This is a genomic window from Pseudoalteromonas rubra (assembly GCF_000967655.1).
GTDB classification, from domain to species: Bacteria; Pseudomonadota; Gammaproteobacteria; order Enterobacterales; family Alteromonadaceae; genus Pseudoalteromonas; species Pseudoalteromonas rubra_A.
In genome coordinates this window covers 102,783-125,509 of sequence record NZ_JXYA01000009.1, presented here as the reverse complement: position 1 = coordinate 125,509, position 22,727 = coordinate 102,783, and the positions used below count along the sequence as shown (strand labels likewise).

General features: G+C 44.6%; 20 protein-coding genes. 18 read left to right on the top strand and 2 right to left on the bottom strand.

Annotation, left to right across the window (positions count from 1 at the left end):
* Positions 1-7: 7 nt before the first annotated feature.
* From flgJ to TW77_RS05390, 13 genes are all read left to right on the top strand, one after another.
* Complete coding sequence (gene flgJ / locus TW77_RS05450; protein ID WP_046003951.1) at positions 8-991, top strand: flagellar assembly peptidoglycan hydrolase FlgJ; 984 nt, start codon at positions 8-10, stop codon at positions 989-991.
* A gap of 1 nt (position 992) precedes the next feature.
* Entirely contained in the window at positions 993-3,005 is a 2,013-nt protein-coding gene (flgK, locus tag TW77_RS05445; protein ID WP_046003950.1) for a flagellar hook-associated protein FlgK, read from the top strand.
* 2 nt (positions 3,006-3,007) lie between these two features.
* Entirely contained in the window at positions 3,008-4,243 is a 1,236-nt protein-coding gene (gene flgL, locus TW77_RS05440; protein ID WP_046003949.1) for a flagellar hook-associated protein FlgL, read from the top strand.
* A 379-nt stretch (positions 4,244-4,622) separates the two neighbouring features.
* The gene (locus tag TW77_RS05435) at positions 4,623-5,585 is read left to right on the top strand and encodes a flagellin (RefSeq protein WP_046003948.1); all 963 of its coding nucleotides are present in this window, start codon (positions 4,623-4,625) and stop codon (positions 5,583-5,585) included.
* A gap of 526 nt (positions 5,586-6,111) precedes the next feature.
* The gene (locus tag TW77_RS05430; RefSeq protein ID WP_046003947.1) at positions 6,112-7,077 is read left to right on the top strand and encodes a flagellin; all 966 of its coding nucleotides are present in this window, start codon (positions 6,112-6,114) and stop codon (positions 7,075-7,077) included.
* 163 nt (positions 7,078-7,240) lie between these two features.
* Positions 7,241-8,203 carry a flagellin gene (locus TW77_RS05425; RefSeq protein WP_046003946.1) on the top strand — a complete coding sequence of 321 codons (963 nt, stop codon included), beginning with the start codon at positions 7,241-7,243 and terminating at the stop codon, positions 8,201-8,203.
* A gap of 82 nt (positions 8,204-8,285) precedes the next feature.
* Positions 8,286-8,717 carry a flagellar protein FlaG gene (locus tag TW77_RS05420; protein ID WP_046003945.1) on the top strand — a complete coding sequence of 144 codons (432 nt, stop codon included), beginning with the start codon at positions 8,286-8,288 and terminating at the stop codon, positions 8,715-8,717.
* 24 nt (positions 8,718-8,741) lie between these two features.
* Positions 8,742-10,148: a flagellar filament capping protein FliD gene (fliD, locus tag TW77_RS05415; protein ID WP_046003944.1), complete on the top strand. Its 1,407-nt coding sequence runs from the start codon at positions 8,742-8,744 to the stop codon at positions 10,146-10,148.
* Between the two features lie 9 nt (positions 10,149-10,157).
* Complete coding sequence (fliS, locus tag TW77_RS05410; protein WP_046003943.1) at positions 10,158-10,586, top strand: flagellar export chaperone FliS; 429 nt, start codon at positions 10,158-10,160, stop codon at positions 10,584-10,586.
* Positions 10,576-10,872, top strand: a complete 297-nt coding sequence (locus TW77_RS05405; RefSeq protein WP_046003942.1) for a hypothetical protein — start codon at positions 10,576-10,578, stop codon at positions 10,870-10,872. The genes fliS and TW77_RS05405 overlap by 11 nt, the downstream gene beginning before the upstream one ends.
* 18 nt (positions 10,873-10,890) lie before the next feature.
* Positions 10,891-12,972, top strand: coding sequence for a motility associated factor glycosyltransferase family protein (locus TW77_RS05400; RefSeq protein ID WP_046003941.1), 2,082 nt, complete (start codon positions 10,891-10,893; stop codon positions 12,970-12,972).
* A 5-nt stretch (positions 12,973-12,977) separates the two neighbouring features.
* Positions 12,978-14,306 carry a DUF4910 domain-containing protein gene (locus TW77_RS05395; RefSeq protein ID WP_046003940.1) on the top strand — a complete coding sequence of 443 codons (1,329 nt, stop codon included), beginning with the start codon at positions 12,978-12,980 and terminating at the stop codon, positions 14,304-14,306.
* A 2-nt stretch (positions 14,307-14,308) separates the two neighbouring features.
* A complete protein-coding gene (locus TW77_RS05390; protein ID WP_046003939.1) occupies positions 14,309-15,685 on the top strand; it encodes an NAD(P)-binding protein in 1,377 nt (458 codons plus the stop codon).
* Here TW77_RS05390 and TW77_RS05385 read toward each other — a convergent pair.
* Both TW77_RS05385 and TW77_RS05380 read right to left on the bottom strand, forming a co-directional pair.
* The gene (locus TW77_RS05385) at positions 15,682-16,671 is read right to left on the bottom strand and encodes a GNAT family N-acetyltransferase (protein ID WP_046003938.1); all 990 of its coding nucleotides are present in this window, start codon (positions 16,669-16,671) and stop codon (positions 15,682-15,684) included. The two genes, TW77_RS05390 and TW77_RS05385, sit on opposite strands and share 4 nt — an antisense overlap.
* Positions 16,661-17,338: a class I SAM-dependent methyltransferase gene (locus TW77_RS05380; protein WP_046003937.1), complete on the bottom strand. Its 678-nt coding sequence runs from the start codon at positions 17,336-17,338 to the stop codon at positions 16,661-16,663. Before TW77_RS05380 ends, TW77_RS05385 begins: the two co-directional genes overlap by 11 nt.
* A 407-nt stretch (positions 17,339-17,745) precedes the next feature.
* Here TW77_RS05380 and TW77_RS24135 point away from each other — a divergent pair, with 407 nt between their 5' ends.
* Genes TW77_RS24135 through TW77_RS05355 form a run of 5 tightly spaced genes read left to right on the top strand, consistent with a single transcriptional unit; the run spans position 17,746 to position 22,719 of the window.
* Entirely contained in the window at positions 17,746-18,828 is a 1,083-nt protein-coding gene (locus TW77_RS24135; protein WP_052713046.1) for an FkbM family methyltransferase, read from the top strand.
* A complete protein-coding gene (locus TW77_RS05370; protein ID WP_046003936.1) occupies positions 18,829-19,992 on the top strand; it encodes a hypothetical protein in 1,164 nt (387 codons plus the stop codon). It begins immediately after the preceding gene.
* A 23-nt stretch (positions 19,993-20,015) separates the two neighbouring features.
* The gene (locus TW77_RS24130) at positions 20,016-21,125 is read left to right on the top strand and encodes an FkbM family methyltransferase (RefSeq protein ID WP_052713045.1); all 1,110 of its coding nucleotides are present in this window, start codon (positions 20,016-20,018) and stop codon (positions 21,123-21,125) included.
* On the top strand, positions 21,122-21,997 hold the full coding sequence (locus TW77_RS05360; RefSeq protein ID WP_046003935.1) for a phytanoyl-CoA dioxygenase family protein: 876 nt from the start codon (positions 21,122-21,124) through the stop codon (positions 21,995-21,997). Before TW77_RS24130 ends, TW77_RS05360 begins: the two co-directional genes overlap by 4 nt.
* 11 nt (positions 21,998-22,008) lie before the next feature.
* Positions 22,009-22,719 carry a class I SAM-dependent methyltransferase gene (locus TW77_RS05355; RefSeq protein WP_046003934.1) on the top strand — a complete coding sequence of 237 codons (711 nt, stop codon included), beginning with the start codon at positions 22,009-22,011 and terminating at the stop codon, positions 22,717-22,719.
* Positions 22,720-22,727: the final 8 nt, after the last annotated feature.

Below are 22,727 nucleotides of genomic sequence, written 5' to 3'. Positions count from 1 at the left end.
TTGAGCAATGAATACTGATCCGACTCGCAACCAAAGTTTCTATGACTTAACCGATTTGAACTCGTTAAGACAAGACGCGCTGAAAGGTGCTGGTGATGCCAATGCCTCTGAAGAAGCGTTGCGTAAGGCGGCTCAGCAGTTCGAATCTATTTTCACCCAGATGATGTTATCCAGTATGCGTAAAGCGAATGAAGTACTGGAAGACAAAGATAGCCCGTTTAATTCCAGCAGCGTCAAGTTTTACCGCGATATGCATGATCAGCAGATGTCTATGCAACTATCCAGTGAGGGGAGCTTAGGCCTTGCTGATCTCATTGTGCAGCAGTTATCGCCTAACCGTGATGGCTATATGCCAAGCTCAGTATTGCGCACTGGTGCCGAGTTGCAAAGTGATCGCATTGCCAACGGTGAAGCGAATCAAGCAAACGTCGAAAAAGAACGCAAAGCCGAGAAGCAGCCTGAGGTGAAAGAGAGTGCGTCCGACGACGTGCGATTCGAAGACCCTGAGTCTTTCATTAGTCAGCTCAGGGATCATGCTAAATCTGCGGCTGCCAAGATTGGTCTGAACCCTGCAGTGATGGTTGCACAGGCGGCACTGGAAACGGGCTGGGGTAAACATATTATTGCGCGTCAGGACGGTGAAAGCAGCTTCAATCTGTTCAACATAAAAGCAGACAAGCGCTGGCAAGGCGACAGCGCCAGTAAAATGACACTCGAGTTTGAGCAAGGTCTGCCCGTCAAAAAACAAGCAAACTTCAGAGCGTATGACTCGCTCAAAGAGAGCATCAATGATTATGTCGATTTCCTGCAAACCAACCCCAGGTATCAGGAGGCCTTAACTAAGACAGACAATCCGGATCAATATCTGGATGCGCTGCAGCAGGCCGGTTACGCCACTGATCCAGATTATGCAGAAAAAATTAAACGTGTGTTGGGCAGAGGAGAATTTCAGTCCATGTTGTCAGCGTCAGTGCATCAGGGAGTAAACTAAGATGTCATTTAACTTAATGAATATCGGGTCATCAGGGGTCAGAGCCAGCTCTGAGCTTTTGCAAACGACCAGTAAAAACATCGCAAACCTGAATACCAAAGGTTATGTTCGTGAACGGACTGAACATACCACCATGATCAACAACCAGGTTGGTCGTGGGGAAACCGTGCGTTTGCTTAATGAGTTTGCTCAGAAACAACTTAATCGGGATCTCTCGAGCCAGGCTTATTACGATCAATTTGTGACGGAAGCCACCCGGGTAGATACCTTGTTTGGTGAAGAGTCAAACAACCTCAACCAAAGCATCAACTCCCTGTTTAACAACATGCAGGAGGCAATGAACTTACCGTCCTCAACAGTGGCGCGCTCGCTGTTTTTGACCGATGCGCAGAACTTGATCGATCAGATGGATCGCTTGTCTGGGATTGTGTTTGACCAGAGTAATATCGTCAATGAACAATTGTCGATTTATTCAGACGAAGCCAATAACCTGATCCAAAAAATCAGTGATATGAACGCTCAGGTTGCGGCGCTCAATGGCAACAATAGTGATGGCAGTGGCAGTTCATTGCTGAACCAGCGCGATCAGGCCATTAGAGATCTTGCCGAGCTGGTGGACATAGAAACCTTAGATGGCAGCAATGGTGAAAAGTTGGTGTTTCTCGGCTCCGGGCAGTCTCTGGTCATGGAAAATGGCAGTTTTAGTCTTTTTTCGATGGATGGAGATCCCGATCCTAACCATAAAACACTGACACTTGATGTCCAAGATGGCTCAGCGGTGGCACTCGAAGTTGATCATACAACGCTGAGAGGAAAAATTGGCGGCCTGATGGCGTTTCGTGATGACATCCTGGTGCCGGCGCAAACCCAACTTGGTCAAATCGGACTATCGCTTGCCGATGCTTTTAACCAGCAAAACCAGTTAGGCATGGATCTCGACGGTAACCTGGGTGGCGATATTTTTTCGCTGCCAACTGTGGGTGGGTTTCCCTATGCCAGTAATACCAGCACGGCACAGTTAACAGCGACCGTTGAACCTGGAAAGGGTAAAGAAGTGCCCGCAACCGATTTCAGAGTGACTTATACCGCGGCAAACACGGTTGAAATTGCAGCTGTCGACAGCAAAGGCAATGTTCTGGGGTCGCCTGTGACGGCAACGGTTAATGCGGGTGTGATCGATTCAAATTCTGTTGCGCCAGGCGTGGATATGTTCGGTTTACAAATGAACCTGACGGGCACTGCCAATGTCGGGGATAGTTTCTTGGTTAAGCTCAACTCAGGGACTGCAGGTAATCTACAGCTGGCTACAGATCGCCCTGAGAGCCTGGCTTTGGCCTCACCTATCAGGACTGAGACAGCGGCCAATAATGTTAGCACGGCGACCATTTCAGTCGGCTCTGTTACAAATACAGACCCAGCTTCGAGCAATTTTACAGCGGCACCACCGAGTCTCACCAATGGCACCATCACACTGACTAAAACGGCAAACGCCAATGAATATCAGATTATGGATGGTAATGGCACCAATACATTTACCATTACGCCGCCGGCAGAAAATATCCTTGCGCAGGCGGGGGGAGCGTATGCCAGCTATGGCTTCGACTTTAATATAGAAGGAACCCCGTCGACCGGTGATACATACACCATTGAATTCAATACGGGCGGTTTCGATGATAACCGCAATGGGCTGGAGCTGAGTAAATTGCAAAGCTCGGAGATGGTTCGACAAAATGTAGTTACAACTGCAACAGCAGACAATTTAAAAACCTTCAATGAAGCCTATGCAGGTCTGGTGACGGAAATTGGGGTGGTGGCTAATCAGGCCAAAACCAATGGGGCAGCTTATGAAGCGCTGGCAGCACAATCCGAAGCCTGGTACGAGTCAATGGCTGGGGTAAACCTGGACGAAGAGGCGGCCAATTTGTTGCGTTTCCAACAATCTTACTCAGCGGCTGCGCAAGTACTGAGCGCGGCAAGAACTGTGTTTGACACCTTATTAAGTGCGGCGAGGTAATTATGCGTTTATCTCAAAATATGATGTATCAGAACAATCTGAACTCGATACTAGACAGTCAGCAAGACGTGAATAAAGCCATGCAGCAGGTTAATACCCAAAAGCGTGTATTGACGGCATCCGATGATCCATCTGCGATGGCACGGGCTTTATTGTACACCGACAGGATCCAGACTAATGAGCAGTACACAAAAAACCTGACCATGCTGAAAGGTCGGTTGGATACCCAAGAAGGGGTACTGGATAATATCAAAGACTCGTTAACGCGGGCTTTGACCCTGACTGTTCAGGCAGGTAATGGCTCCTTGGTCGATGTAGACCGGGCATCACTTTCAGAAGAGCTCAGCGCGATAAAAACGGCGGTTCACGATTTGATGAATGCCAAGACAGAAGATGGTCGGTACATATTCTCCGGCTATCAGGACAATACTGAAGCTTACTCGTACAACAGTACGCAGCAACGTTATCAGTATAATGGCGATCAGGGCCAGCATAAGATCAAGGTTGCTGAAGGGGTTGAAATTAAGTCCAGCGACAACGGGTTTGATGTGTTTGAGAGCGTCAATACGCGCCTGAATGTGGCTTCCAACACAGCAACTGTTTCTGGTAGTGTCGTGAGCTCCGATGTGTATGTCACCAAACAAGGTCCTTTTGATGAGTTTCATAAAGCGAACTACAACCCGGATCCAACTGCGCCTGCGGGCTCAAATACGTTTAGTCTGGTGCTGACGGCAGGTACGCCTAATACCTACACTTTGCAGCAAGGTGCAACAGTTTTGGCAACCGGAAGCTATGAAGAAAACCACATTGAAGTAGCAGGCATGGAGTTCAGCTTTACCGGTAGTGCCCCAGCGCAGATTGATTTTGATCTCGAAGCGCCGGAAAAAGACAATGTATTAAATATGCTGGATGACCTGGTCGCTGCATTAAATGACCCGACGCTCAGTGAAAAGGATTACCGTCAGGTGCTGGCTGATTCTATGATAGGGATAGATAACGCGAAAAATCGGGTTTCGCAGATACAGTCGGGTCTTGGCGGCAGACTAAACACAGCAACACGTATAACGGATGCCAACGCAGACTTAGACATTAACAATAAGATTGCAAAAGCCGAGCTGGTTGAACTGGATATGGCAGAAGCCATCACTGAACTCACTAAGCATGAAACCGCCTTGCAGGCATCTCAGGCCACCTTTGGCCGACTTTCCAATCTGTCTTTGCTCGACTATATCAGGTAGTTCTACATTTTAGTGGCTTTCGAGGTATACCTCGAAAGCTCACTTTTCTTTCTTCTTTTAATCAGTTTACATTCTAACCCTATAACTTATATGCCTTTTACTATTGGGCTTGAGATTTATCCTCAGAACCGTAAGCGGCAATTTCTTTCCTACTATAAGTCGCTTTAGCAACTAAATTTCCCTTAAAATCAGCTGTTTATTATTTTTTTATAAATTTTCCTAAAGAATTTATTCTGCCGCCCGATAACTTAAGTAACCAAGCCGGAGAGTGAAAACAAACCTTGAAGGCTATGAGAGTAAGTTTTAGAAGTTTGAGAGTGGGCACTTACAGAGTAAGCACTCGAAGAGTAAGCACTCAGATTATAGTGGGAGAATCACCATGGCACTTTATGTAAATACTAACGTAAGTTCATTGAATGCTCAAAGACAATTAAACAATTCAGGCAACTCGCTTGATGTTTCCTTCAAGCGTTTATCATCGGGCTTCCGTATCAACAGCGCTGCTGACGATGCAGCAGGTCTACAAATTTCAGACCGTTTGACTTCACAAATCAACGGTTTAAACCAAGGTAACCGTAACGCCAACGACGGTATTTCGCTAGCTCAGACAGCTGAAGGCGCGATGGACGAAGTTACCTCAATGTTCCAGCGTATTCGTACTCTGGCACAACAAGCATCAAACGGTTCAAACACAGATGAAGACCGTTTGGCAATCCAGGAAGAGATCCGCTCACTGTCTTCAGAGGTGAACCGGGTTGCAGCAGATACAACCTTTGGTGGTCAAAACCTACTGGATGGTTCTTACTCTGCAAACTTCCAGGTTGGTGCTGATGCAGTACAAACCATCGGTTTCAGCATGCAAAATGTTGCCGGTACTACCAATGACATGCAGGCAAATGGCGGTTTCACGCTGTCAGGTATCGCAGGTATCGCCAGTGGCGTAACAGGTGTTGCTCTGAGTACCACCACTGAAACCATCAGTACAAACATCGGTACTGAAGCGGATGCGAAGGTATTCTCTAACGTATTCACTGAAACAGGTATTTCAGTATCATCTCAGGCAAACGCGCAGGCAGTATTGGCTGGTATGGATAACCTGATTGCAGTAGTTGACAAGAAACGTGCAGAGCTTGGTGCGGTACAAAACCGCTTCCAGTCTACGATTCGTAACCAGTCGAACATCTCTGAGAACCTGTCAGCTGCGAAATCACGTATCAAAGATACTGACTTCGCTCAGGAAACTGCAAGCTTGACTAAAATGCAGATCCTACAACAGGCGAGCCAGACAATCCTGAGTCAGGCTAACCAGCGTCCACAGGCTGCACTAAGTCTACTAGGATAAGATAGGTAGGAAAACAGGTGCCCGGACTTGATGGGGTATTAGCCAGGGCACCTAATTGGATGATAAAGCGGAGGAGCTTAAATCCAATTCAGTTCATCAAAACAATGAACACGTTAATATTAGCACTTTCCGTGCCAATATTATGAAAAAATATTGACACCCACTCTCAAACTTCAAAAAAAGAGGCTTCCGGGCCTCTTTTTATTTATACTTTTATTGGCAAGCACTGACTGGCCCGCGATATAGACCTTTTAATATCCCGAAAAGGCGCCGTTTAGTCGTATCACGCCAACAGCGGCTATATAGCTAGTATAGTTCAGGCCAAGATATTCCGATCCCAAGACACAATATCTCTCTTGTCAAAATTTGTTGGCACGCGCCTTGCTTTATTCACTCCAGAAGAAATTAAGTTTGTACAAGCGGCATTGGATTGCCCCTTCACTGAGCCCCGGCCAGTGATAACAATTGCCTCCTTGTACGCCAATGAACAGCTCAATGCTGAGCATTTGTATAGAGAGAGTGAATCATGGCTTTATTTGTAAATACCAATGTCAGTTCCATTAATGCGCAACGACAACTACAAAACTCCGGTGTTGAGCTGGATACGTCCTTCAAACGCTTGTCTTCAGGTCTACGGATCAACAGTGCGGCAGATGATGCTGCAGGTCTGCAAATCTCGGACCGACTACAGTCGCAGATCTTAGGTCTTAACCAGGGTAACCGAAATGCCAACGACGGTATTTCTCTTGCTCAGACGGCAGAAGGTGCGATGGATGAAATTACCTCCATGTTCCAGCGTATCCGAACTTTGTCACAGCAAGCTGCCAACGGCTCAAACACCGATGAAGACCGACTGGCAATTCAGGAAGAAATTCGCCAGCTGGCGGCAGAAGTAAACCGGGTTGCCAGCGATACCACGTTTGGTGGTCAAAACCTTTTGGATGGCTCTTATTCAGCTAACTTCCAGGTGGGTGCAGATGCTGTTCAGACCATTGGCTTTAGTATGCAGTATGTAGGTGCCACCACTAACTCTATGGCTGATAATGGTGGTTTCACCCTTTCAGGTGTGGCAGGGGTTGCCAGTGGGGTATCGGGTGCCGCTCTGAGTGCGACAACAGCAACCATCAGTACAAACATTGGTACTGAAGCGGATGCCAAAGTGTTCTCTAACGTATTTACTGCCGCAGGCATTTCTGTGTCGTCACAGGCCAATGCACAGGCAGTCATGGCGGGAATGGATGCTTTGATTGCAGTGGTCGATAAAAAGCGTGCTGAGCTGGGTGCGGTACAAAACCGATTCCAGTCGACGATTCGAAACCAGGCGAACGTTTCAGAAAATCTGTCAGCAGCAAAATCTCGGATCAAAGATGCGGACTTTGCGATGGAAACCGCTAAACTGACTAAAAACCAGATCCTACAACAGGCTAGCCAGACCATTCTTGGCCAGGCAAATCAGCGTCCACAGGCCGCACTGAGTCTGCTACAGGGTTAATAACACAAAAAAATTAAAATAATTTGCAAATAAGGCTAAAGCTTTCGCTTTATCAGTCGATATCGGATTTAGAGAACTATCAATCTAGGACTCTAAATCATCGCTGCTGGCAGGGTAGGGGTATCCCGTCTCAGCGAGTTATATTGATAAAGCGGAGGCTATTATGGCTTTATATGTAAACACCAATGTGAGTTCATTGAACGCACAGCGGCAATTAAACAAATCCTCAGGTGCGTTAGATACATCTTTCCAACGCTTGTCGTCGGGTTTGCGCATTAACAGTGCAAAAGACGATGCTGCAGGTATGCAAATCACCAACCGTCTAAACGGTCAAATCAACGGTCTGAATCAGGGTATCCGAAACGCGAACGACGGTATCTCGCTGGCGCAAACTGCTGAAGGGGCGCTAGACGAAACCACTCAAATGTTCCAACGGATCAGAACACTGGCTCAACAGGCGTCTAACGGTTCAAACACCGATGAAGACAGACTGGCACTGCAAGAAGAAATTCGCTCACTTTCTGAGGAAGTAAACCGGGTTGCAGCTGACACCACCTTTGGTGGTCAAAACCTGCTTGACGGCACATATGATGCAAACTTCCAGGTTGGTGCGGATGCAGTACAAACCATCGGCTTTAGTATGCAAAACGTTGCCGCTACAACCAACGACCTGCAGGCCAACGGTGGCTTTACGTTGTCAGGTATTGCGGGTATCGCCAGTGGGGTAACCGGGGTTGCGCTAAGTACCACCACAGAAACCATTAGTACCACGATAGGCACAGAAGCTGACGCTAAAGTGTTCTCAAACGTATTCACTGAAGCAGGTATCTCGGTTTCTTCACAAGCCAATGCGCAAGCGGTACTTGCCGGTATGGACCAACTTATTGCGGTTGTGGATAAGAAGCGTGCGGAGCTGGGTGCGGTACAAAACCGGTTCCAGTCAACGATTCGTAACCAGTCAAATGTTGCGGAAAACCTGACAGCTGCACGTTCTCGTATCCAGGATACTGACTTCGCAGCTGAAACAGCCAGTTTGACTAAGATGCAGATCCTGCAACAGGCAAGTAGTTCAATCCTGAGTCAGGCTAATCAGCGTCCTCAGGTCGCCCTGTCGCTCTTAGGCTAATAATAGTGTAACGTCAAGTTTGCATGAGAAATCGCGAAACTTGGCGTATACTTACAGTTAGACTAATGATTGGAGGTGTATTGTGAAAGAGATTCAGGCAACATTAGGGCTTGGCTCAAATAATGCGGTGCTCACTCCTGGTCAAATTAAGCCTGAGGAAAACGCAGAGACGTTACGGGCTGTAGAGAAATTAACCAAGTTGGTTGATAACCCTGCAGTTCGAGCTCAGGACAAGCAAAAGGAAGAAGCTGACCCTGATGCGCAGGAAAAATTGTTCGCCCAGGTTAAATCTGATCTGGCGAAGCTGAATGACTTTATACCGGTCACCGCAACCAATTTGTCGTTTGAGTTTGATGATAAAGGCAATCCGCCTTTTATTAGAGTCATTGACAAGGGCAGCGATGAAGTGATCCGGGAGATCCCGTCAGAGGAATTTCGTGAAGTTGCTAAGGCTTTGGAAGAATTTGCCGATAAAGTATCAGGAAAAGGTTTGCTGTTTGACAGGACAGCATAAATGAAAGTGAATTGGAGGTAGCAAATGCCACTTATTACGTCTGCAGGCGTCGGCTCGGGTCTGGACTTGGAGAGTATTATTAAAGCATCGATAGATGCCGAAAATATTCCCAAGATGCAGGCCTTCGTCAAAAAAGAAGAGTCTTTGAAAGTAGAACTCTCTGCCTTGGGCGAGGTTAAATCTGCTATCTCCAAATTAAACGACACAGTTAAAAAGCTGGCTGATCCGGATAACTTTGGTAAACGGGTTGCCAACATTACACAACCTTCGTCAGGTGATATCATTAGCGTGACGCCGACGTCGGACATCTCTGTCGGTAACTTCGACATTGCTGTCAAACAATTGGCGCAGGGCAGCCGAGCTGTGTCTGCCGACAACGCCTTTGCGTCTATAGACGATGTCGTGAGTGCCACGGGTGGCACCTTAACGTTCGGTGCGGGCACTGACAACAACTTCACCCTTGACGTAACAGCAGGGATGACGTTAGGTGAGCTCAGGGATGCTATCAATGCGTCAGATTCAAACTTTGGTGTAACTGCCAACATTGTAAACACAGGGACTACAGCGGGCTCAAAATTGGTATTAACCTCCAATGTGACCGGCGACGGTAACCGTTTAACTGTGACCAATGACAATGCTGAGCTGGATGCCGTGTCAATCGGTACTACCGGCGGGATGACCATTGACCCCACAGAAGATGCACGTAACGCTATCATCACCGTGGATGGCCTCGAAGTACAGAGCGACACCAATACCTTTAAAGATGCGGTACAAGACATGACCATCAAGGCACTGGCCAAGAGCGCAGGAAACGATACCGATGGTTATGATACTGCCAGCTTGAATGTGGACTATGACAGAGAGTCGGTCAACACGCTCATAGATGAGTTTATCTCGAACTATAATAATCTGATTGGCAACATAGGTTTTCAGACGCGGATAGGCAAACCCTTAAATGGTGACTCGTCCATGCGTACTCTGAGTGACCAGCTCATCACTACACTGTCAACGACACTGACAGATGCAGGTCCATTTGAAACCATCTTTGATATTGGTTTGGGAGTGGATAATGACGGTTATCTTGAAAAATCGTCTTTGGTGCGCAGTCTGAATGACGCGATGGACAGTAATTATGATGATATTGGCACAGCGTTTGCAGGAGAGAATGGAGTCGCCAAGCAACTTGAAACGTTGCTTGACAATTATGCAAGCTCGAGCGGTTTGATTAAAGACCGGGAAGATGGCCTGAACAGCCGGATCAGTGATTTAGAAGACGATGTTGAAAATCACGAATATAGAATGGCGTCTTTAGAAGAAAGGCTAAGAAAGCAGTACGCTGGGTTGGATGTGTTAATCGCCCAGATGCAGCAAACTCAGTCTTATCTCGGCGCTCAGCTCGCGAATTTGCCAGGGTTCACCAAGTCTAAGTAAGGAGCCATTATGTACAACGCAAGAGTTAAAAATTATCAAAAAGAAGCACTGAAAACACGTGTAGCCGGTGCTGATCGTTACGAAATTATTCAAATGCTAATGGCTGGCGCAGTGGAGAAAATGGTACTTGCTAAAGTATCGATTGAAAAGCGCCACCTTGAGGCAAAAGCAGAACATATTTCAAAAGCCTCTGCGATTTTAGAGGCACTTCGAGGTTGTTTGGATTTTGAAGTGGGTGGAGAAGTCACCGAGAATTTATATGCTTTGTATTCTTATATGATTGACAGATTACTGGATGCCAGTCTGCAAAACGATCCGGCAATCGTCGATGAAGTGTCAAACCTGTTAAAGGAAATTAAGTCAGCCTGGGATGCAATCCCTGTCGACGTGCGACAGCAGACGTTGAATGACAATGGCGCTGATGCCAATGTCGGTTAGCTTTACTGAAATAGAAGCATCTTTAGAAGCAGTAGATGCGGCTTGCCAGGCAGGCGAGCTTGAGGAGGCACAGCGTCTCTTTAAGCACTTTGATGAACAGCTCCGTGCGACATTAACGCAAGAAATGCTCGCTGAGTCACAAGCCACTCAGCAGGCTGCAATCTCTCTATTTAATCATATCCAAACGCTCTCCGGCGCATTACAACAAAGCAAAGTGTCAGTGGCAAAAGAGCTTTCGCAATTTGTTGGCAATCAAAAAAAGATCAAAGCGTATAAAAACACATAATACGACATTGGCTGATGTATGAACAAAGATCCGATATCACAACAACTAGAGTCTCTTAGCGAGAAACTCTCGGAAACAACTGCGCACCAGGCTCGGGAGGCGAAATTCGCCCATGAGGCCAATGAGCGCTTCAGCAAAAACCTGCAAAGTTTCGAGCAATACTATCCAGACATTGCTAAGGCAATCAGTAACTACGACGTTCGCGAGGAGTTTTGCCTCCATGTGACCTCATCTGGTCATGGTAATTTTGTTCCTAAAGGCAGCAGTGCGCCCATTTATTCACAGTCGCCTATAGAGCAAACCACAGAGCAGGTGGAGCGACAACTCAGTAAGCCCGTTATGAGCCTGACCGATTATACGGGGTATGGCCAAAACCAGGAAGACGAGCGCTTGCATGTGCGCTATATGACTGAGCTGACAAACCTGATGATCGATATCCGCGATCAGGGGCAGGCGCCGCTCAGTAAAATACCTGAACATTTTCCAAGCGCCGTGATTTTTGGCATAGGTCTGGGCTACCACATTCCTTTGTTACTGGAGCGCACTCAGTTCGATTACATTTTCTTGATTGAACCTGATTTTGAACAGTTTTTTGCCAGTCTGTTTTGTACTGACTGGTTTCAAATTATTGCTGATATAGACGAGCAGGGCGGGTGTTTATTCTTTCATTTGGGCGTAGACCACAGCCTATTTATTCAGGATATAGAAAAGGTCGCCGAAGATGTAGGCGCCTTTGCGCTGGTGCGCAGTTTTTGCTATCAGCATACTCCCGGTGCACAGCTAAATACTTTGATCCAGCAGTGGGCAAAAGACTACTTCAGATTCCAGTTTGGGCATGGCTTTTATAATGATGCCGTGACCGGTTTGGCACACAGTATTCATCATGTCAGAAATAAAGCGGCCTGGTTGACGAGAAGCGCGTCAAATATTAACAAAGACACGCCTGTTTTTATCATTGGCAATGGCCCCTCCTTAGACGAAGCGGAAGCATTCATAAAGCGCAATCATAAAAACGCCATCGTGATTGCAGCGGGTACTTCCATTGCAACCTTGCATAACAAAGGGATACCTGTCGACTTCCATGCGCTGGTGGAAAGGCCTTATTCTAATTATAAGATTTTTGGTGATATTGTGCCGCCAGAAGTGTACCAGAACACCAATTTGATTGGTCTAAGTACACTTTATCCGGATACTAATCATAGATATAAATGGGCGGGTATTGCGGCAAAAGGAGCCGAAGCAGGGACTTCCATGATGGACTTGCTGGCGCTGCGCTATATGTCACAAACCTTGCCCAAAATCCCATACAGTAACCCGGTAGTTGCGAATACGGCGCTGTCATTTGCGCTCTACCTTGGTTTTCGCAATGTATACTTGTTCGGGGTGGATAATGGTAAAGACCCAAGAGGGGCACACCATAGTAAAGACAGTATTTATCGGGCCCGAAACGAGGATGATGAATCCTTGGGGTTCGGTCATCTGGAGATAAAAGGACATACACTACCGGCTAATTTCGGTGGGATTGTGGTATCCAATGACTTGTTTATGATAGCCCATGCTCAGCTTGAAAAACTACTCAGATACTATGACGTAGATACGTGCCTGAATATCGGTAGTGGTGCGCAAATAGCCAAGGCACTGCCTGTAAAAGCAGAAGACTTGCTTGATATCGAAGAAGCATTTGATATTCAGGCCACGGTTGAAGCTATCAAATCTGAGTGCTTCAATGTGTTTCCTCTGGATGACGTCAGCGAGGAAGTGATTGCGCTGAATGGTCTGAAAGAGCTGGTTGAACACATTTGTAGCATTGCGTCTGAGCCAGTACAAACCCGTCAGGAAGCGGCTGATCAACTCAGGCGTCAGGCTCGCTATGTATTCGCGTATCGTGACTCCAAATGGGGGCATTTGTTCCATGTGCTTAAGGGGTCATTGCTGTATTATCACTGTCCTTTGATTACACTTTTGTATACCTATGAAGATGAAGCATTTTGTCTTGAGCAGTACCAGCGTTTAAATCAGCTGTGGATGAGCTATATCAAAGAAATTTATGCACATTTTTGTGAGCATTACACTGAGAAGTGTGATCTGGGACGGGAGTAGTAGTAGTGCCATATCAAGAAACAGAAGCCTTTTACAGTGACCTTTATGATGAGTTGTTTCCCATCTTGAGGTCGATCACAGGCCCAGGGCTGAGACAAAGTTATGATATTTTTGCGCGTTATCTGCCATTGGAGCGGCTGTCTATTCCTTCGGGGACCGCTCTGTTCGACTGGCAGGTTCCACAGGAATGGCACTGCGATGAAGCGTATCTGTTAGGACCTGATGGTGAGCGAGTGGCGGATATGCACAGACTCAACCTCGAAGTCGTGAATTACTCTGAGCCTGTGGACATAACTCTGTCTTTGGAAGAGTTACAAGCGCATTTGTACAGTTTACCAGAGCTGCCTGAGGCAGTACCTTATGTGACCAGCTATTATAAAAAGCGCTGGGGTTTTTGCATGAGTCATTCGCGTCGTGAACAGCTTAAGCCTGGCCAATATCGCGCTGTGATTAAGAGCCGCTTTGTTGATGGGCACCTGGATATTGCGCAAGCGGTACTTGACGGTCAGTCAAAGCAGGAGGTCCTGCTCAGTTCTTATTTGTGTCACCCTTCAATGGCCAACAATGAACTCAGTGGGCCACTGGTGTTACTGGGTTTGTATCACAGGATTAAACAGTGGCCGAACCGCCGCTACACATACCGTTTTATGCTGCACCCTGAGACCATCGGGAGTCTTGGGGTACTGCACCTGCTGCAGGATCATTTTCGCCAGCACCTGGTATCTGGGTTGGTACTTAACTGCTTAGGGGGAGACCCCCAGGAACTGGTGTTTAAACACAGCCGCAATGACAACGGGTTACTTGATAAACTCTTGTATCACCTGAGTGAGCAAGGTCATAGTCATAGCAATATTCCATTTAGTCCGCTCGGTGGTTCTGATGAGCGCCAGTACAATGCGCCTGGCTTCCAATTCCCCGTATGCTGTGTAAGCCGCAGTTTTCATACTGGCTACAAGGAATATCACACATCACTCGATAACAAAGACTATATGGGCATCAAACCACTACTGGATAGCATTGATAAGCTCGAAAAAATCTTTTTGGCATTTGAACAAAGCGCTCGGTTTGAAAATACCCATCCTTATGGTGAACCTAACCTGGGCAACCGGGGGTTATATCCAACACTCAGTTTTTTCAGTGAAGAGCGGACCCGCCAGCTAGACGAGCTCAATCATATCAAGATGTTGCTCTGTTACAGTGATGGGGAGCATGACACTATAGACATTGCAGAAAAGTACAATCAATCTGTCACGGAATTTGCAGGTGCAATCAATAAGCTGGAGGCACATGCGTTGTTGAAAATGCTCCCTCCAAAGAGTCAGTTGGAGGCGTAGTTATGGCGAATACTCAGGCGGTTGTTGTTGGCGGCGGCATTTGTGGCATGGTGGCGGCTTTGCTGTTAAAGCAACGCTTTACTAATGTGGTGTTGATCGAGCAAGCCGATACGGTTGGTGGCTTGTTTTGCTCTGTCAAAGACAGCTCAGGTGCTGCTTATGATATGGGTTCACATATTCCCAACGCCACCGGTATGGCAGAGTTAGACGAGATATTATTCGCAGATACGGATACAAGCAGTTGGCATAAAATTGCCAGGCTATGCTCAGGTAACTATTTTGGCGGCAGCTGGGACTTGAACAGCCCATTTCCGGACGCTTCTAAGTTACCACAAGACATTTATCAGCAGGGCTGTGGTGAACTCATCAATCATACTGATCTACCTGAGTCTAATTTAATCTATGACTACTGTACCAATTCTTTAGGTGTCGTCTTCACAGAAAGTATCGTGGTGCCAATATTACGTAAGTTATATGGGCAGGATGCGCCGCTGAAGTCATTGACTATGGCTGCGGGATTATTTGGTTTTACCCGTATTCTGGCATTGCCCGCTGATGTAACAGCCACCCTTAAGCAGCTTCCGGCCTTTGATGCTAAGCTGGGTTATCAGCGGGAAGCCGATTTTCAGCAGCGCAAAGTACAGGATAACCTCAGCGAGGTGACTTACTACTACCCAACGACGGGAGAGGGCATTGGCTATTGGGTAACTCAACTGCAAAAGCGTGTTGAGCGCGCCGGGATTGAAATTATCACCTCAGAGCGGGTGGCAAACATTGCACATCATGATAAAAAAGTGACTAGTCTGGTTTTGGCTAACAGTGAACGCGTACTTGACTGCGATTTTCTTTTCTGGAGTGCACCGCCTTTTATTGCCTTAGCCGCGATGGGCCTGACGCCGGCAAGAGGCCTGGTAACCTTGCGCACAGCGCTTATTTTTCATCTTAACTTTGACAGACCCTTGCTTGATAACAAGTCCCATTATCTTTGGGTCTGGGATCCGAGTAGTGCGATATTTCGCCTGACCTTGTATCCAAATCTAACCGGGCAGAGTAACCATAATCACTTATCTGCAGAGATCTTGTGCAGTCCTGATGAAGTTGACTCCTTTACCCAGTCTGAGATCATCCAGCAGCTTGTGTCGATGGGGGTAGTTGACCCACAGGCAAAGTGTGTCAGTGGGCAGACTCAGGTGATTAACAACACGTTTCCGGTACCCACCACAGAGTTTCAGGCTGTTAATCAGCAAAACTATGAGACATTGTCAAACTGTGTTGACAATGTCGTGGTATCTGGTCGATTCAGCGGAAAGTGCTGGCGTCAGGCTGAGGTGCTGATCGAGGCCTACGAGTCCATTATGCAGGCAACCGACGCGAGTTAAGCGTCGGTTTTTGCCAACCGAACATGAAAATATGGCTCTACATTGCCGCCAAAACTCAGTTTGAACCAGCCTCTCTGAGGGCTGTTAATCCCCTCTAAATCTAACTGTGATATGCCTTTTTGTGCGAGCAATGGGAAAGCCTGCCAGAGCACAGCTGTACCAGTATGGCTGTCACGCATGTCAGGGTGGTTTGCGCCGTAAAAATAATAAGCCGTGTTCCGATGGAGTAAGTAAGTCGCGAAACTGCCAATTTCATGCTCACGAGTCTGTGCCTGATACATACAGAGCAGCCCCTGCTGTGCCAGGTTCTTGACCCTGAATGCAAGCGCATCCAGCTGCGCTGTGCTAATTTCAATCCCCTGGCGAGCCATGGTCATTCCATAGTACTTGGCGAATAAAGCGAAGTCTGTTGAGTCACTCAGGGTCACTTCTTTTTTAATACCGTAGCGGATCTCCTGACGCCTCGACACCGAGCTGTTGTTATAGTTGTCGGAGCCTTCTAGCGTATCCCGTGGTGCGGCAAACTCGTCCAGCTCGAGTATGGAGGTATAGCGCGGGGTCACGGCATACTTGGGTCCATCGTTATGATAATTGACCCACAAAAAAGCACGAATATCTTTAATGGCCGGGTGCAATTTGAGTTGCACCTGAGAGTAGTGCTCTGCGAGATACTCGGCAATATATTCTTGCGCGGCAAATAACTCGGAATGGCCCTGGGCACGATTAAGGTGACTGATATTGCGATGCGCTATGCCGTCATGGATCACATCATGGTGGCCAATGACCTGAGTTTCGCTTTCATCTACGATCAATAGCACAGCGGCTATTTTTTCTTTGCCTTTACAGCAATAATAGGCGTGATACTTCACACCCAGCAGCGCAATAAACTGGCTATGAATAAACGGACTACCATGGGGAGATGTGGCAATGAAGCTGTCCCAGTTCGGGTCCAGCTCACAGCGTTCAAGGCTAAACTTATTCTTCATGGGCTGGCTTTTTCAGTACCATACTCCACGCCGCATGGACGCCGTCACTACCATATTCACTGGACTGAGAATGGCTCAGTGAAACTATCTCAAATTTTGATACCAGTTGGTGGATAAGATCAGCATCAAAGAAGTTTACGTTACCGACGTCTGCAAACGGGCCCCAGGTGTAGCCTGTTTTGGTGTATTGATCGACTGACTCCGGTGCTTTTGCGTAATCAGAGTGCTCGGTGCTAAACCAGTCTGTGATCAGAATTACACCGCCCGGCTTAAGCTGGTCGTATGCCTGATCCAGGTAGCGCTGAATGCTACTGGCTGGATTGTGTACGGATGCGCCCCGATCGACGATTAAATCGAATTGTGTCTCAAAGGGCCAGGGCTGTGTAAAGTCGCCCACATGTAAGTTATCGGCAATATCAGTGAATCGATTCTTCAGTTCACCGATAATAAAATCACTACCATCAATGCCATAGACGTTTGGACAATAACTCAAGAAAAAGGGGAAATTCGCACCCGCCCCACAGCCCACTTCCAATATGGTGAACGATGGATCGCCGTCGCGCAGACGGGTATTACGTAGTGCACCGCTGACGACTTCGCTCCAGGGCCACACAGATAAATGCTGGCTATTGCGGTAAAGTAGATCCCAATTTTGACAAAATGACATAAAAAATTCCTTAAGTGATTTTGGAACTAAGCGTGCAAATTTTGAACCAGCAATTTCTGGCTTGCTTTTTGCTTGGTTTACTCTGGCTGATACACTATTTCAGTGGTGTTCACCGCTGTTAGCGTACACTATTTTCCCGAATATTGTTGTAAATGATAACATAGAATAGAGTTAGTGCTTAAAATACAGGTGTCAAGGCGCGAATTCGGTTTTCAATCATTACCAGAATATAGGTGTTTGTTAACGTTACTTCGCTTGTGAGTGATAGCCAATCACGTATTTGCTCTGCCATCCTAAATTAGGGGACGGCTCTTTATAGTGTATAAAATTAACCCAGTTCACACGGCTAGTTACAATATTTTTAGGAATTGTATGACGGCCGTTTCACAACTCCCTCGGAGATAATTATGTCTGACTTCTATCTAAAACTTATAAAAGAAATAAATAGGCTCTCGAGCCAAAAATTTGACGAGGCAAGCGTTAGTAAATTCAGACATGGTGTTGGTCCGAGAGTAAAATTAATTCACTGCTTTCAAGTTTTTATGAGAAAGCTTACGCTTGTTTTTAGTTATTTATCAAGAGGATACCTATCTAGGTATGACCCATCTATACTTATGCTCGATCAGGGAAATTACTATGTAAACAACATACAGAGCTTTGAACGAGCGTATGAAAAAATGGGAGATGATGCTAGTGGCGATAGGTATGTAAATTATGTGTCTTTCAACTATGTCAGGAGATATGGTGCGCGGTTGCCTTTCGATATGGAGAGCTTTGATGTTTACGAAAGTGAATTCCTGGCGGATAGAGAGCAGGGGCGATATCAAAAGGTTTCCGTAAATGGCAGAAATATTTACTTACCTCTTGAGCCGATAGGTTTTGTGATTAATTTCAAGCTTCAACAGTATGCTTATCAAGACAAAGTAGTTGTTGAATGCGATGATATCGTTTTGGATTGTGGTGCGGCGAATGGAGATACTGCGCTTTATTTTGCAGCACTAGGCGCTAAAACTGTCTATTCATTTGAATTTACAAGAGATAACATTATAAAATTTAATGAAGTAATGACTCAGAATGGCGATTTAAAAAATAGTATAGAGTTGGTAGAGCGTGCGTTATGGGATAAAAGTAATATAGATTTGAACTTTTCGGAAAACGGCAACGCAACATCCGTTCAAGAGTGTTCATTAAAAGGTGGAGATATAGTTAAAACGATAACGATTGATGATTTTATACGTCAAAACGGGAGTCGGGTAGACTTTATAAAAATGGACATCGAGGGAGCGGAATTAAACGCACTTAAAGGGGCAAGAGAAACAATCTTAAAATATAAGCCTAAGTTGGCTATTTGCGTCTATCATAAAGATGATGACTTGGTTAGCATTCCCGATTTTATAAACAGCCTTGATTGTGGCTACGAGCTGTATTTTGATTATTATACTGATACTGGGGCAGAGGCTGTTCTTTATGCAAGAGTGTTGGATAGTTGAATGAAGAAGAAGTACATAATATTTGCACCAAATTATGATGAAAACGTAGGTGGTGCAATATCGATGCATAGACTTTGTCACTTACTAAATGAAGGTGGAGAGCAAGCCTTTTTATGGCACGATGGAAAATCAGGTTTTCTCAAAAATAAAGATTTTAATACGCCGGAAATATATACGAAAAATCTCGATGAATTTATCGTTGTATATATGGATGTTGTTAGTGGAAATCCAATTAACTGCCCTAACGTAGTGCGGTGGTATTTGAATAAGCCCGGGTTCTTCACGAATAATGTAAAATATGGAGAAAATGAACTTTATTTCTACTTTCAGGAAATTTTCAATCATAGCAAGTATGTGGCAAATCATAGACTTTACGTAGCGTATTTTTTGAGTGGCTTATATAAAAATAAAAATAAAAATGATAGGAAAGGGACTTGCTACATGATGCGCAAAGGAAAAGGAAGAAAACTTGTGCATGATATATCTGATTCAGTTCTATTAGATGGAAAATCTCACAGTGAAATAGCAGATGTATTTAATAGTAAAAAGTATTTTTATTGCTATGATCTCTACTCCGCCTATTCTTCTTTTGCTGCTTTGTGTGGGTGTATACCGATAATTGTACCTGAAGATGGTCTTGATGAACATGACTGGCAACCCGTAGAAAAATTGAGGTATGGCGTAGCTTATGGAAATAGTGAAGAACAAATTTTGTATGCACTGAACACTGAGAGCAAGCTAGAAGCATTGATTGAAGAATTAGAAATAGAATCAGAGAGGTGCGTTGCTGATTTTGTAAATACAACACAAAAGTATTTTGAGCACCATAGAAAATCAAAAGATATTATAGCGCGTGAAATGCCTGCTTATTATAAAAAGCTTGTTGAGTCAAATAATAAAGTTGTATTGTTTGGTGCATCCGAGTCGCTTCGAACTATGAAGTTTTTGATTGATTTGGAAGGAGTCAATGTAAGCTATTTGTGCGATAATGATAGTAACAAAGTTGGGAAAAATTGGTTCGGTTGGCTAGTCAATGATCCGGATTCCGTATTTATGAGAAATGAACGTTACGATGTTTTGATCGTTTCTTCTTTTCATAATGAGATTAGATGCCAACTTAATGAGTATGCTAGTGTTGAAAATATATACAGTGTTTATGATTGATGTATCTTTCCTGGAGGGTATTAGTGAATAAGGTATTTTCAAGTCTGACGAAATTTAAGGATGTAAAAGCATTTATTCGAGCTTACTATGGAAATATTCCTGATAAGCTGGATACTAAGTTAGTATGCTTTGGTTTTAATGAAGACTCTAGAAGACTATGTCAATTCTTTAAACTTGACTTAATTATCGACGATGGAAGAGATGGACAAGTTTATGAAGGAGTGCCCATCGTTTCTAGAGAAAAAGTTCCTCAAGGAATGAATATAATAAACTGTTCTCACTCTATTTATCCATTGACCGTTTTTAATCTTTCTCGAAATTTAAAGCCAAGGATTATAATCAGCTACACTCAGTTATCAGCATTCCATGAATGCTTAGATGTTCCTGATTTTGTTCGTGAGACCTATATCGCATGTTCTAAACATTCACCCCAGATTATGAAAGTATTTAATAGTTTGGAAGATGATGAGTCAAAAAACTGCTTTAGTCAAGTTATGTGGTACAGATTGACAGGAGACAACTGTAGAGACTTTGGCTTCAAGGTTAGTATTGAACAGCAATACTTCGAGGGTTTTATTAAAGATGATGCTGCAGGTATCTTCGTCGATGGTGGTGGATTTGATGGAGATACTGCTGAAAAATATATTGAATTCTATGGTGGGGATTTCAGTAAGATATACGTATTTGAGCCGGATGAATGTAACGCAAAAAATGCGAGAAAGAACCTATCGAAATTTGACAATGTTATAATACAACAGAAAGGCTTGTCGGATGAAAGTGATTGCTTGCAGTTTTCAAGCTTAAAAACTACATATTCTTCTTTTTCTGAATCAGGTTCGCAAAGTATTGAAGTCACTACTATAGATGAATCTGTCAGAGAGTGTGTTAACTTTATAAAGCTTGATGTTGAAGGTTTTGATTTAAAAGCATTAAAAGGAGCAAAGGTTCATATCAAAGAAGATACACCCGTTATGGCAATTTCCGTATATCATGATCCAAATCACTTTTGGGAAATTCCTGAGTTTGTATTATCTAACAATAATAAGTACAAACTTCGTTTTAGGCATTACACTGAGGGCTGGTCTGAAAGCGTAATGTTTTTTCTTCCCAAAAATAACAAGGCTTTGACATGAAAACTTTTGACAAGATATCTGAAGTACAACGTGACGATTTTTGTTCACATGATGCGATTAAACACTATCAAAATTTGGGAATAGTGGTTGTCAAAAATGCGATTCCAAAAGAGCTAATTGAAGAAACTGAAAATAAGCTCCGCCAGTTCTTTGAATCGGTTTTGAAGAATCATAGCCTAGACTTTAAAGCTGGAATGTCTCTCGATGAAGTACATCATTTGGTAGAGCAGTCTCTCGATCCAGAGAAATCTAAGTATTTGCTGACTATTGGTAAAGACTTACCTGCATTTAAGAAGTTGATCTCATCAGATTATGTAATGAAGTGGATTCATGCATTGTTGGGTACCGAAAATATTCAATCTGCTGATGATAGCAATGTACTAAGAATAGATAGGCCAAATAGCGATTTTACAAACTTACCATGGCACCAAGATTACCCTTACAATATGCTGTCGCTAAATGCCATTACTGCATGGATACCAATTCTCCCAGTTGAGAAAAATATGGGTAGAATGAGAGTTGTAGTGCCAAAATGTGAATTGTTGCCGATAGAATATAGCCATAAAATTAAAAGTCAGTTTCATAACTCTCGTTATATAAAGTTAAGAGAGTTGGATATATTAGAAAAACAGTTCGAGGAAAATTCAATTGAACTACAAGAGGTGTTGCCCGGCGATATGATTTTGTTTGATGCTTTGTTGCTGCACCGAAGTGGTATAAACTACTCACAGAAGTCTCGTTGGGTTGCTACTGCTAGGTATGGCAGTCTTGACGATGAGCTTTTATCAAAACGAAATTATTTTACAGCAAGGGCGAAGTACCCTGATATATTTAAACATTACCATCCAGACTTTTGGTTTGAGGTAGATTAAGGAGTCATATAATGAGCGGCAAAGTTATAAAGATAAAGCCAAAAGTCTTGATAAAGATGGTAGAAGAAAGAGTCACCGGAGAAAATATTGCAGGGGAATTTCTCATGCCGCCAAGTTATATTGGCAGCCTTACGTTACTTGAGTCTGCAATGCTGCTTGCGTTTATTAAGGTGATTAGGCCAATTAAAGTCTTTGAGTTCGGGACGTTTATGGGTCATACATCCGTGTTCTTAGCTAGAAATATAGATGAAAACGGAGTCGTATATACACTGGACATACCATGTGAGGATGTAGACAGAAAAAGCTTCGACTCAAAAGCTGAAGAAGTAGATCACATGCTAAGACTGCAAAGTGTCGAAGAGCAGGCAAAATGTATAGAAAAAGAAAGAGATGAAATAAAAGCTAAAATAGTGAGGCTACTTTGTAACAGTCTGACTTTTTCTACATCTGAGCTGACAAAGCAATGCGGCCTTATTTTTGTTGACGGTGGTCATGAAACGGAAATAATTAAAAGTGATACACAAAAAGCGCTTGAAATGCTTTCTGAAGGTGGCGTACTTGTTTGGCACGATTATAATTCTGACGTTTTTACAGATGTTACTGAATTCGTCGATGCTTACAGTGTTGAGCATAGTATTTTTCACATTGCTCATACTAACATGGCATTTATGTGGCCCGGGATGGAACCTGAGCTGTTAGCACTGCATGATGTAAATCAGTAGTTTTTATT